This is a genomic window from Chitinophaga sp. 10T418, assembly GCF_056394125.1.
In genome coordinates this window covers 599759-612996 of record NZ_JBFTHG010000003.1, presented here as the reverse complement: position 1 = coordinate 612996, position 13238 = coordinate 599759, and the positions used below count along the sequence as shown (strand labels likewise).

General features: G+C 45.5%; 12 protein-coding genes. 9 read left to right on the top strand and 3 right to left on the bottom strand.

Annotation, left to right across the window (positions count from 1 at the left end; all coding sequences use genetic code 11):
- The first annotated feature begins 82 nt into the window (after positions 1-82).
- Positions 83-919 carry a sulfite exporter TauE/SafE family protein gene (locus tag AC1DCV_RS10615; RefSeq protein WP_477023158.1) on the top strand — a complete coding sequence of 279 codons (837 nt, stop codon included), beginning with the start codon at positions 83-85 and terminating at the stop codon, positions 917-919.
- A 3-nt stretch (positions 920-922) separates the two neighbouring features.
- Positions 923-1315, top strand: a complete 393-nt coding sequence (locus tag AC1DCV_RS10610) for a DUF1634 domain-containing protein (RefSeq protein ID WP_477023157.1) — start codon at positions 923-925, stop codon at positions 1313-1315.
- Between the two features lie 82 nt (positions 1316-1397).
- Here the strand turns inward: AC1DCV_RS10610 and AC1DCV_RS10605 are convergent, their stop codons facing one another.
- Together AC1DCV_RS10605 and AC1DCV_RS10600 are read right to left on the bottom strand one after the other, a co-directional pair.
- Positions 1398-2774 (bottom strand): alpha-L-fucosidase, encoded by a 1377-nt coding sequence (locus tag AC1DCV_RS10605; protein WP_477023156.1) that lies wholly within the window; start codon positions 2772-2774, stop codon positions 1398-1400.
- 220 nt (positions 2775-2994) lie between these two features.
- A complete protein-coding gene (locus tag AC1DCV_RS10600; RefSeq protein ID WP_477023155.1) occupies positions 2995-4509 on the bottom strand; it encodes a malate:quinone oxidoreductase in 1515 nt (504 codons plus the stop codon).
- A 212-nt stretch (positions 4510-4721) separates the two neighbouring features.
- Between AC1DCV_RS10600 and AC1DCV_RS10595 the strand changes: the two genes are divergently transcribed.
- A complete protein-coding gene (locus tag AC1DCV_RS10595) occupies positions 4722-5549 on the top strand; it encodes a metallophosphoesterase family protein (RefSeq protein WP_477023154.1) in 828 nt (275 codons plus the stop codon).
- Between the two features lie 39 nt (positions 5550-5588).
- Positions 5589-6227, top strand: coding sequence for an SMI1/KNR4 family protein (locus tag AC1DCV_RS10590; RefSeq protein WP_477023153.1), 639 nt, complete (start codon positions 5589-5591; stop codon positions 6225-6227).
- Positions 6228-6310: 83 nt separating this feature from the next.
- Here the strand turns inward: AC1DCV_RS10590 and AC1DCV_RS10585 are convergent, their stop codons facing one another.
- Positions 6311-6706, bottom strand: coding sequence for an SRPBCC domain-containing protein (locus AC1DCV_RS10585; RefSeq protein WP_477023152.1), 396 nt, complete (start codon positions 6704-6706; stop codon positions 6311-6313).
- Between the two features lie 58 nt (positions 6707-6764).
- Here AC1DCV_RS10585 and AC1DCV_RS10580 point away from each other — a divergent pair, with 58 nt between their 5' ends.
- The 5 genes from AC1DCV_RS10580 to AC1DCV_RS10560 all read left to right on the top strand — a co-directional run bounded on the left by AC1DCV_RS10580 (position 6765) and on the right by AC1DCV_RS10560 (position 13212).
- Entirely contained in the window at positions 6765-7133 is a 369-nt protein-coding gene (locus AC1DCV_RS10580) for a VOC family protein (protein ID WP_441573462.1), read from the top strand.
- A gap of 28 nt (positions 7134-7161) precedes the next feature.
- Positions 7162-7626, top strand: a complete 465-nt coding sequence (locus AC1DCV_RS10575) for a hypothetical protein (protein ID WP_477023151.1) — start codon at positions 7162-7164, stop codon at positions 7624-7626.
- Between the two features lie 139 nt (positions 7627-7765).
- The gene (locus AC1DCV_RS10570) at positions 7766-10150 is read left to right on the top strand and encodes an ABC transporter permease (protein ID WP_477023150.1); all 2385 of its coding nucleotides are present in this window, start codon (positions 7766-7768) and stop codon (positions 10148-10150) included.
- Between the two features lie 71 nt (positions 10151-10221).
- Positions 10222-10656, top strand: coding sequence for a DoxX family protein (locus AC1DCV_RS10565; protein ID WP_477023149.1), 435 nt, complete (start codon positions 10222-10224; stop codon positions 10654-10656).
- 66 nt (positions 10657-10722) lie between these two features.
- Positions 10723-13212 (top strand): bifunctional glycoside hydrolase family 9 protein/polysaccharide deacetylase, encoded by a 2490-nt coding sequence (locus AC1DCV_RS10560; protein WP_477023148.1) that lies wholly within the window; start codon positions 10723-10725, stop codon positions 13210-13212.
- Positions 13213-13238: the final 26 nt, after the last annotated feature.

Here is a 13238-nt window from a genome sequence, read left to right as displayed (position 1 = left end):
TTCTCCTTACTTTTGTAATCATCAGCTATTCAGTGAGTACTGTAATTCCGGAATGACTGATCTAAACCAACCAAACCATCTTATGACGATTTTATCATTCACCCTGATCCTCCTATGGGGGGCCTTTATGGCTGGACTGCTGGGGTCGCTGACCGGTTTAGGGGGCGGCGTAGTGATCATACCCTTGCTAACCCTTGTATTTCATGCAGACATCCGCTATGCCATTGGTACTGCGTTAGTGGCTTCTATTGCCACTTCTTCCGGATCGGCTTCGGCTTATGTAAAAGAAGGAATTACCAACATCCGGTTAGGCATGTTCCTCGAAATTGCCACTACCACAGGTGCTGTGGTGGGGGCGCTGATAGCGGTATACATGCCTACCAATGTGGTAGCGATTATTTTTGGGCTGGTACTCATTTTCTCCTCGCTGATGTCTTTCCGAAAAAAGATAGCCGTACCTACCGGGGAACAACAGAGTAAACTGGCGGCACAGCTGCGGCTTAACAGTAGCTACCCCACCGCAGAAGGAACAGTTAACTACGAGGTACATCATGTGCCGGGCGGTTATTTCATGATGACTTTTGCCGGCGTGATGTCGGGCCTGCTGGGTATTGGTTCCGGCGCATTAAAAGTACTGGCCATGGATAACATCATGCGCATTCCATTTAAAGTATCTACAACCACCAGCAACTTTATGATTGGGGTAACAGCAGCTGCCAGTGCGGTCGTGTATCTGCAGCGGGGGTACATCTCTCCCGGATTATGTATGCCGGTGGTACTGGGCGTGCTGGCCGGAGCTTTTGCCGGCTCTAAATTGCTGACCCGCGCCAATGTGAAGTGGTTGCGTATAGTCTTTAGCGTAGTAATCGGTTTCCTGGCGCTGCAAATGATCTATAATGGTGTTACCGGAAAATTATAAACGATGAAACAACTTTCAAATTATTTCCGGGACAAGGATATTCAGCAGCTGATAGGAAAACAATTACGCGTGGGCGTTATTGCTTCCAGCATCATTGTATTTATTGGTGGTGTCATTTACCTGATCCGTCATGGGCACGAACAGCCCTCCTATAGCGATTTTACCGGGGTGCGGGAAGGATTGACGAATCTGCCGGGCATCTGGCAGGGCGTGATGGAAAACAGAGGGATGAATATTATTCAGCTGGGAGTGGTATTATTGATTGCCACCCCTATTATTCGTATAGCCTTTTCTGTTATAGCATTCCTGATAGAGAAAGATTACCTGTATGTGGTGATCACGTTGATCGTGCTGGGGATTATTTTATTCAGTATGCTGGGAGGATTGGCGGGATAGCTTTTTATAATTAGCCGTTGACTGTTAGTAGTTTCAGATAGCATAGTTCATCTGAAACACTAACAGCCAACGGCTGTTTTAATTATCCGGCATTAGAAATTTCCAGTTTTATGACGGTAGATATAGCATCAGGCGCCTGTGCAGGCAGGTTGATCAGCAGATCATCGGTACCGGTGGTAGTGATGAGCTTTTTACCGTTTGCGAGCAACTTCGCACTATTTACTTTTCCTTTTACGCCAGGTACATGCAATTGGCCATTGGCAGGCCAGTTGAACACATGCAGGTATAGCGTGGTATTGTTACCATTTTTCTTCTGGGTGCAACGGCCCCAGTCTAAAGTGGGGAGCGGGCTGCCTTGTGTGGCATAAATGGCTTCTCCATTTACCTTCATCCACTGGCCTATACCTTTAAGGGCAGTGAGACTGCCTTCGGGGAATTGACCGCTGCCATCGGGGCCTACGTTCAGCAGGTAGTTACCGTTTTTGGAGGCGATGTCTACCAGGTTACGTATAAGCGTTTCCGTGCTTTTCCATTTATTATCGAAACTTTTATATCCCCAGGTGCCATTCATGGTCATGCAGGTTTCCCAGTCACGTCCGTCCAGTTCTGATTGGTTAGGGATTTTTTGTTCCGGTGTTTTATAGTCGCCGGCAAAGTTGGGGCGTTTCAGGCGGTCGTTGGTGATGATATTGGGTTGGAGTGCGAGTACATCCTGCAGCTTTTGTGCATATTCATCTGTCATATTGGTAGGGGTATCCCACCATAATACGGCTACTTCGCCGTAGTTGGTCAGCAGTTCTTTTACCTGTGGTACTGCTACTTTATCAATGTAATCGGACATGGTAGCACTGGTTTGCAGTGGATCCCAATGACCGCTGTGTGCTTGTGTATAAGCATCTATTTGTGCGGAATCCGGATTAGGCCAGCCTTCAGTTGCTACTTTGCGGGCAACAGCCCCACCGGGGTTATTCCAGTCCTGTGCCTGTGAGTAGTAGAAGCCCAGTTTAATACCATATTTTTTGCAGGCAGCTGCCAGTGGTTTCAGCACATCTTTGCCGTATGGGGTGGCATCTGCGATATTCCATTTGCTGGCGTTGGATTTAAACATGGCAAATCCGTCGTGGTGTTTGGCTGTGATTACAATGTATTTCATACCTGCATCCTTCGCTGTTTTCACCCAGGCGTCTGCATCATATTTAACAGGGTTAAATTGTTTGGCAAACTGTTGATATTCAGTAACGGGTATTTTGGCGCGGTTCATAATCCATTCGCCACCGCGGGCTACCTGTTGTCCTTTGTAGTTGCCGGCCAGCTGGGCATAGTCGCCCCAGTGAATGAACATGCCGAAACGGGCATCGCGCCACCATTGCATGCGCTGATCATGGGTCAGTGTATTTTGTGCGAATAGGATGGATGCCGGAATCAGCAGCGCCACCAGGAACAGAATCCCTTTTTTCATAAACATAATGTGGATGTTGCATATTATGCAATCGTTTGCATGATACGGGTAAAAAATAAGCGCAGGGCGCTCTTATCTTCCTAATTACCTACTAATGTCTATAAAAAAAACGGACCAGAATGGACTGATTTTACCAGAAGCTAATATTTTTTTATGTAGATATTTTGTTTGGGAAGATTTGTGCTTCAAAAACAAAATATCTACATAAATATACTTATCGTCAGGCCATTTCTACTTCACGCAGTTCCAGCATCTGGGTGGTCCATACACGCAGTTCATCTACCAGTGCAGGGTTGTTCAGCAGGGACTGTCCGTAGGAAGGGATCATTTTTTTCAGTTTGATCTGCCATGCTTCAGTTTCCACTTCTTCCTTGAAGCAGCGTTTCAGCAGGTTGAGCATGATAGAAACGGCAGTAGATGCACCAGGAGATGCTCCCAGCAGCGCAGCAATGGAGCCATCAGCTGCACTCACCACTTCTGTTCCGAATTCCAGGATGCCACCATGTTCAGGATCTTTTTTAATCACCTGTACACGTTGTCCGGCAATTTCCAGTTCCCAGTCTTCCATCTTAGCTTCCGGGAAATACTCACGCAGGGCTTCCAATCTGTCTTCCGGCTTCTGTCTTACCTGTGCAATCAGATATTTGGTCAGCGGAATATTATCCAGGCCGGCAGACACCATAGGGCGTATGTTATTGGCTTTGATAGATAAAGGCAGGTCCATGAAAGAACCGTTTTTCAGGAACTTGGTGGAGAACCCGGCATACGGTCCAAACAACAGGGCTTTTTGTCCGTCGATCATACGGGTATCGAGGTGAGGCACCGACATAGGAGGCGCACCTACAGAGGCTTTGCCATATACTTTTGCACGGTGTTGTTCAATTATTTCCGGATTGTTGCAACGCAGCCATTGTCCGCTTACGGGGAAACCGCCAAAACCTTTTCCTTCCGGAATGTCTGACTTTTCCAGTAAAGGCAGAGAACCGCCACCTGCACCAATAAATACGAATTTTGTTTTGACGCTTTGCTTTTCGCGGGTTTCACGGTTTTTCACCTTGATCACCCAGCTGCCATCCGCTTCTTTTTTGAAATCACGTACGTCATGATTGAAGTGAAGGGATACGCCATCCAGTTTTTCCAGGTGGTTAAACAGGGCGCGGCTCAAAGCACCGAAGTTTACGTCTGTACCCATTTCCATATGGGTAGCCGCCACTTTTTGAGTCGCATCACGACCTTTCATCACCAGGGGCATCCAGCTATTCAGCTTTTCGGGATCTTCCGAATACTCCATGGTTTTGAAAAGATGACACTGCTGCAGGGCTTTGTATCTTTTTTTGAGATAATCCACATTTTCTTCTCCCCAAACAAAACTCATGTGGGGAATACTTTGTATAAAGTTGTGCGGATTGGAAATGATGTTATTTTCTACCAGGTAGGACCAGAATTGACGGGACACTTCAAATTGCTCTGCAATGTTCACCGCTTTTTTAATGTCTACTGATCCATCCTGTTTCTGTGGCGTGTAGTTCAACTCGCAAAATGCAGAGTGACCGGTACCGGCATTGTTCCATGCGTCGGAACTCTMTGCTGCAGCCACATCCAGTCGTTCAAAAATTGCAATGGTTAACTCAGGTTCCAGCTCTTTCAGGAGCATTCCCAGTGTGGCGCTCATAATTCCGGCGCCGATTAAAACCACATCCGGACCTGTTCCAGCTGTACTCTTGCTTCTAAACATAACCCCATTTTTATTCGAGGTGCAAAGTTACAATCAAAACAATTATGCAGGGTGATTAAATTGCTCGTTTGCTACACTTTAACAATACTATTACAATTCTTTCTGAACGGATTGAAAGTTTTGAATGCATGGAGAAGTATATATAATTTTATATTTTGGTTAAGCATCTGGTAATTAAATAATTGACTGCCGGGAAATATTATTTTTATTTTATGATGAACAGACGTGCATTTTTTAAGGGAATATCCGCTGCCGTAGTCATATCTGCCTGTGGTAAAATAGTATCCGCCGTTACTCCCAGGCATTTCGACAGCAAAACCATTTTCCGCTTTGCGGTAGGGTCTGACTGGCATTTTGGAGAACCCAAAACGCCGTCGGAGCAGTATTTCCAGGACCTGCAACATGCTTTTAATCAGTACCAGCAACAGTATCCCTGCGAATTTTTTGTGCTCAACGGAGACATTATCCACAATGATCCCGCCCTGCTCTTGCCTGCTGCCGCCAAATTAAAGCAATTGCATCCTCAGCTGTTTGTTACCCATGGTAATCATGACATGGTAACGGCTGCCGCCTGGGAACAAGCCTGGGGCTATCCCCTGAATCACGACGTGGTAGTAGGAAAGCAGGTGATTTTGCTGGGAAACACGGCAGATGAGAAAGGGAAGTACCTATGCCCCGATGTGCCCTGGTTTGCCAGTAAACTGGAGCAATACAAGGATGCCACCAATATATTCATCTTCCTACATATCACCCCGGTAAAATGGACTGACAACGGGCTGGATTGCACCGAATTCCAGGCGCTGATTAAAAAATACCCGAATATCAGGGCCATCTTTAACGGACATGACCATGACCAGGATAGTGTGAAAATGCTGGATGACTCCAAAATACCATTCCTCTTCGACGGACATATTGGCGGTAGCTGGGGCGTAGGCTATCACGGCTTTCGCGTAGTGGAATTAAAGGAAGATGGCAGCCTTCTCTCCTTTATCATGAACCCGCTTACGCGCCAGAACGAACGCGTATTTCCGAAAGTTTAGCTATTTTGCCGGTACATTCGGGATGCTAAAAGAAAAACTATGCTGGAGGAACTTGAAAAAGACTACGGATTTACCTATCCAACGCTCTATAAACAATTATATAAAGATGGAATGCTGGACTGGGGAGAGTTTGGTGAAGACTGGCTGGACAAGGTATATCCAGCAATAAAAACAGCTCCGCCCTTACTGCTCTATGCCAACGATCTTGAAATGATGGCGCTGACAACTGTGGATGAAGAAATGGATGAAGGACTGCTGTTTGCCGATCCTGTTCATAAGTTTGTTCCTTTTGCGATGAGCGGTGCCGGCGACTGGTTCGCGTTTTACTTCAATTTACAGGATGGCGAAGATGTGCCCATCGTACAGGTATTTCATGACGTGAATGAAGCCTGTATACTGGCTAAAAACCTGCAGGACTTTATATTTCTTCAAATGCTGGAAGCGGTAACAGACCTGGATCCTAAATATCCATCCCTGATAGTTCACGGTAATATGAAGGAGAATTGCGCGAATTTTCTGCGTACCCATGCTCCCTATCTTACACCCCATCAGGCGCAGATCATTGAGGCGGTATATGATTTTGGAAGGCTCACCAATGTAGCCTTACACGAAATCGTAGAGAAGGAAATGAATTTCGAATGGTTGGATAGTAGTTTCCCTTACCAGGTGAAAGGATAGCATAAAGCAGAAGGCATAAAGCAAAAAGCTATTGTAGCGATTAAATATCCGCTGCAATAGCTTTTTGCTTTATGCCTTCTGCTTTATTCTTTATAAAAATCTATCAGTGATCCAAAATACTGTTCATTCCAGCCGGAAGTAATATCTTCATAAGCCTCGTCCGGAATATTAGTATGCTTTAATTCCACATCGGTGCCTTTGGGTGAAGGATGCAGTTTAATGGTAACAATAGAAGGATTTTCTGCTTCCTCTTCTTCATCTTCCCCGAAATACCATTGCTGCACAATTTTCTTGTCCTGCTCAAATTCCAGGTTTTTGCCTACAATACTTGCTTCCCATAAAGCAAACTCAGAACCGGGTTCTGTAGACATTTCTGCTACTTCACCTGTCCACAGCTGAATAGTAGCGGGATTGGTGAGGGCGGCGTATACTTCTTCCGGCGGAGCAGACAGTATAAAATGTTTTTTATAATCTTTCATGGTTTCAAAGCTACTGAATTGATGAATTATTATTTACTTTTCTATAAAAATTGAGTGTATGCAATTTACCAAACTGATCCCAAATATATTTTATTCGGATATGAATGTGGGTTTGCAACTTTTTGTAGACACACTTGGTTTTATAATCGCTTACAGGGATGATAGCGGAGAACAGCCTTTCTGCATCATCAAACGGGATACCCTGGTGATTCACCTGATAGAAAGCCATGAATGGGCGATTAAAGACCGGCCTGAAATACGACTGGAAACAGATGATATTGAAGCCGCTTATGCACAGGTAAAAGCAGCTCATCCGGAACTGCTGCACCCTAATTTACCGGAAGTTCGCCCGCAACCCTGGGGCGCCCTGGAGTTTGCCCTCAGAGACAGTGAAGACGTGTGCGTGATTATACAGCAACCGGAATAAGATCGTATTTAATGGTTATCTATCCTATATGATTAAAGTATCACAGAAACTGTACAATGAAAAACTACGGAGCCCTTCCGAAAGAATAACCAGACTGGCAGGTTTTTTTGCTTTGCTGTTCCTTGTACTGGGAGTGGCGGGCTTTCTTGGGGCCCGTAAATTTAATGACGATGTAATTACCTGGACCTGCTTTGGGTTGCTGGCGGTTTACTTTTTAGTGAAAACAGTACTTGATAAAATGCTGGTGTGGATCTGTTTCGATTACCAGTTACAGGTAATGGAGATCACCACTGTTACCTTATTCACTAAAGAAAAAACACAACATATTCCGCTCATAGACGTCAGGTATAAAACCGGCAAAGAAGGCAAAAGATTTATTCCTTACATCGACTTATACAACGGCCGGGAAAAAATAATTCACCTGACCAGGGACGGAATCGGAGAACATACCTTTGATATGATTGCTGAGGAGCTCACGGAACTTGTATCCTGATTGTTCATTTCCGGTCGTTTCCTGTTCACTTATGAACAAACGGCCATAACAGGCGGCAGGTAAACCTTTACCAGGCCGGCCATGCAACTATGGCAATTTTCTTGTGTCTTTACCATATCCATCTCTAAATCCAGTTGCCATGGTAAAGAACTACCTGAAAATTGCCATCAGGAATCTGTTTAAGAACAAAGGAATTTCATTTATCAACATCTTCGGTTTATCTGCCGGCATGGCCGTTACTATGCTGATAGGACTCTGGATATGGAATGAACTGTCTTACGATAAATACCATGTGCATTACGACCGGATTGCCCAGGTCTGGCAGCGGGAAACAACAGGTGAGCAATCGGATGCCTATAACGCCATGCCCATACCTCTGGCAGCAGAACTGAGATCCTCTTATGCCAATGACTTTAAGCAGGTAGTACTCGCCTCTCTCGGTACACATACGGTATCATTTGGGGATAAGAAGTTTACCAGCATGGGGGCTTTTATGGAAAGTGGCGGCCCCGCACTGTTTTCCCTGAAAATATTGAAAGGCAGCCAGGCAGCCCTGAAAGAACCAGGGAGTGTGCTGTTGTCAGCTTCTTTTGCAAGATCTCTCTTTGGAGATAAAGACCCGATGGATCAGTTGATCAAACTGGATAATAACAGTCAGTTGAATATCAAGGTAACTGGTGTATACGAGGATTTACCGGATAACACCACGTTAGCAGGCATGAACTATATTATCCCCTGGGAGCTGTTTGTTTCCAAATGGGATTGGGTGAAGAATTCAAAAGACAACTGGTCTCTTAATTCGATGCGGATTTTTGTACAGCTGGCAGATAATACAGATCTCGATAAAGTTTCCGGGAAGATAAAGGATGTTAAAACCATACATGCCAAGCCGGAGCCGGGTTTTAAGGTAGCTCTTTTTTTACATCCGATGAGTAAGTGGCATCTCTATTCCACCTTTGAAAATGGGGTGAATACAGGCGGACAAATCCGTTATGTGAGATTGTTTGGTATCATCGGCATATTTGTACTGTTGCTGGCCTGCATCAATTTTATGAACCTGAGTACTGCCCGCTCAGAAAAACGCGCCAAAGAAGTGGGTATCCGCAAAGCCATTGGATCTATGCGCAGACAGCTGATCTCGCAGTTTTTAAGTGAATCTGTATTGGTGGCTGGCTTTTCTTTCGTATTGTCTTTATTGCTGGTGTTAATAGTATTGCCCTGGTTTAACCAGGTGGCTGATAAACACATTGGTATCATGTGGAGCAGTCCTGGTTTCTGGTTATGTGGTATTGGTTTCAGCCTCTTTACCGGTTTGCTGGCAGGCAGCTATCCTGCGCTTTATTTGTCTTCTTTTCAGCCGTTGAAAGTGTTGAAAGGAACTTTCCGTGTAGGCCGTTTGGCGGCTGTTCCCCGCAAAACATTGATAGTAGTACAATTCACGGTATCTATTATTTTGATTATCGGCACCATTGTCATCTACCGGCAAATACAGTTTGCAAAGGATTTGCCTGTTGGATATACCCGGAACGGTTTGCTTTCTATACAAATGACAACACCGGAAATCTATAGCAACTATAATATTATCCGTACTGAATTGCGGAGCACCGGCGCTATCACAGAAATGTCTGAGTCGCAGGGACCTGTAACCGACATATGGTCCAGTGCCGGCGGATTTGAGTGGAAGGGGCGCAAGCCGGACCAGCAGCAGGGATTTTCTGTTATTGGCGCAAAGTTCGGCTACGGCAAAGTGGTAGACTGGCGCTTTGTAGCTGGTCGTGATTTTTCGGAACAGTTTGCAACAGACTCGATGGGGCTGATATTAAATGAAGCTGCCGCAAAATATATGGGACTGGAAAATCCGGTGGGCGAAATTATCAGGAAAGATAGTATGGACTATCACGTACTGGGGGTGGTGAAAAATATGATCATGACGTCTCCTTATGAGCCGGTGCGTCCGGGCATTTATTATCTGCTGAAAGAAGGGGGTAATTTTATTAATATGCGGGTTAATCCGCAAATGAGCACCACGAAGGCTTTGGCAGCCATTGAACAGGTGATGAAAAAGTATAATCCTGCTGCTCCTTTTGAATACAAATTTGCCGACCAGGAATATGCCAAAAAATTCAGCGAAGAAGAACGTATCGGGCAGTTGTCTACTTTCTTTGCGGTGCTGGCCATTATGATCAGCTGCCTCGGGTTATTTGGGCTGGCTTCTTTTTTAGCAGAACAACGAACCAAAGAAATAGGTATCCGCAAAGCGTTGGGAGCATCTGTATTCCAGTTATGGCAGATGTTATCCAAAGACTTTGTCATATTGGTAAGCATCTCCTGCTGTCTCGCTATCCCGGTAGCCTGGTATTGTTTGCATAAATGGTTGATGCAGTATTATTACCATACCACCATCGTATGGGAGATTTTTGCGGTAACAGGAGCGGGTGCTTTGCTGATAGCGTTGGCGACGGTGAGCTATCAGGCAGCCAAAGCAGCCATGGCTAATCCGGTGAAAAGTTTACGCGCGGAATAAAAGCGGCTGGACTACCTGGCATCCGTTATCTGGACTACCGGCGGCGCCCCGATAGCTGTTAATTTTATGGTATGAAAAAGTACCAGGATCTGGCAGTGCTGCTACTACGGGTAGCCACTGCCGTTAATTTTTTGTCGGCGGTAGCTATCCGCTTTGGCCTTTGGGGCGCTGAAAAGGGTAACTGGGCAGAGTTTGTAATCTATACCGGAAAAGTAAATTCCTTTGCACCGGCAGCCATCATACCTTTTCTCGCGGTATCAGCTACTGCCCTTGAAATCATTTTTGCCATCTTACTACTGGTGGGTTATAAAACCCGTTGGGTGGCACTGGGAGCAGCTATACTCACGTTGATATTCGCTTTGTCGATGACTTATTCCTTTGGTGCACTCTCTGCTCTGACATATGCAGTATGGGTGGATTGTACTTCCGCTTTGTTGTTGGCTACCATGCCATACTACCGTTGGAGCCTGGATGAAAAATTAGCAACAACGAAAACGATTGAGTAAAGTATTTCTTCCACCTCTCCGGTAAAAAAGTTATTTTTATTATGTAGGATTTCAACCGGATCTGGCATGATGAAAAATAGTACGATTTTAGTATTGCATCTGTTTTGTTTATTGTTGCTGGCAACTCCCGGCCAGGCGCAGTTAGCCACAGCATGGATACGCATCAATCAGCTTGGTTATCTTCCCGGTGGAGTTAAAGCAGCCGTATGGGTTAGTAAGGAAAATGAGCAACCACAAAGCTTTCAGCTGATAGCGGCGGTTTCACATAAGGTGATGTATACCGGTAATACCGGTACTTCATTCGGTGCTTATGGTCCCTTTCGTCAAACCTGCCGATTGGATTTTACTACTTTTGGAGATGTCGGTGAATATTACCTGAAAGCCGGAACAACTGTTTCCGCTGTTTTTCGTATAGGCGACAACGTATATGCCGGCGCGCCTGATTTTTTATTACGTTATATGCGGCAGCAAAGAAGTGGTTTTAACCCTTTTTTGAAAGACTCCTGCCACACGCATGATGGTTATACCATGTATGGACCTATGCCGGACAGCACGCATATCAACGTAGCGGGAGGCTGGCATGATGCGAGCGATTACCTGCAATACGTCACTACTTCCGCTAACGCAACATTTCATTTGCTGGCAGCATACCGCGATTTCCCGGGTGTATTTGGCGATCAGTATGCTGCTAACGGCTTACCGGGTGCCAATCATGTGAAGGATGTGCTGGATGAAGCCAGGTGGGGCCTGGACTGGTTGTTGAAAATGCATCCCGGCGATCAGCTCATGTTTAACCAGGTAGCTGACGACCGCGATCATCATGGTATGCGCTTGCCTGGTGAAGATAATTTTTATGGCAAAGGCTTCGAACGCCCGGTGTATTTTTGTACCGGACAACCGCAGGGCCTCGGGAAATATAAAAATAAGACTACCGGTGTCGCCTCTACGGCGGGCAAATTTTCCAGTGCTTTTGCATTGGGATATTCTTTATTTAAGGTAACGGATACCGCCTATGCGCAGTTGCTGAAAAAAAGAGCGCTATCGGCTTATAGTATGGGATTGCAGCAACCCGGTGTTTGTCAAACCGCCTCCACACTCTCCCCTTATATTTACGCAGAAGATAACTGGACCGATGATATGGAACTGGCTGCTGCCACCTTACATCATATGACGCAGGAGAAAAAATATCAACGTGTAGCATGGGATTATGCACAGCAGGAAAAGGTAACGCCCTGGCTGGGAGCAGATACCGCCAATCACTACCAATGGTATCCTTTTATTAACCTGGGGCATTATGCGCTGGCCCAACAAACTTCCGGTACGGAAAAGCAACAGCTGATCAGCTACTATAAAACAGGTATTGAAAAAGTATGGAACCGCGCAAGGCACAACGCATTTTATCGCGGCGTGCCATTTATCTGGTGTAGTAATAATCTGACAGCTGCATTTGCCATACAATGTTACTGGTACCGGCAATTAAGTGGAAACAATGATTTTGCTGCATTGGAACAGGCGAATATCGACTGGTTGTTTGGCTGTAATCCATGGGGCACCGGTATGGTATACGGTTTACCCGCTAATGGCGATACACCTGAAGATCCACATTCCGCATTTTCTGCCATCGGTCATTATCCGGTAGATGGTGGATTAGTGGATGGACCTGTGTATACTAATATCTACAAAAATCTGATTGGTATACGTTTATCAAAACCGGATGAGTATGCCGCTTTTCAGAGTGATCTGGCGGTGTATCATGACGATGTAGGTGATTACAGCACCAATGAGCCCACTATGGACGGCACCGCCTCTCTGGTATATCTCTTGGCCGCCAAGGCACAGGAAGGGGCCGGGAAACGGCAATACGATCATGGAGGTATCATCCGTGGTGATAGTAGCCGTAAGCAGCTGGCGCTTGTTTTTACGGGAGATGAATTCGCAGACGGCGGACCAGCAATACGTGCTGCACTGCGGCAACAACAAATACCTGCTTCCTTTTTTTTTACCGGGAAATTTTATCGTGAACCTGCTACGCAGCAATTGATTCAACAATTAAAAGCAGACGGGCACTATCTTGGCCCACATGGTGATCAGCATTTACTGTATTGCGACTGGCAGCAGCGTGATAGTTTGCTGGTGACTAAAACACAATTCCAGGAGGATCTGGCTGCCAATTATAAAAGCATGGAAGCTGTGGGTATCTCCAAAAAATCGATGCGCTGGTTTTTGCCTGCTTATGAATGGTATAACGATAGCATTGCAGCGTGGACTTCCGCAGCAGGAATGAGACTAGTTAATTTTACGCCGGGAACGAGTTCAAATGCGGATTATACTTACCCTGAAATGGGCAAGAGGTACCGGTCATCCGAGGAGATTTACAATGCCGTTATTCAATATGAAAACAGCCAACCAGGTGGGTTGAATGGTTTTTTGTTGCTGATACATATCGGCACGGATCCACGCCGCACCGACAAATTTTATAACAGATTGTCTTTACTTATTGCCACACTTAAAAAGAAAGGATATCACTTCGACACACTTGAAAAAGTATTAGAGTAAACAAGTTTTTTGAAATGAAATATTGC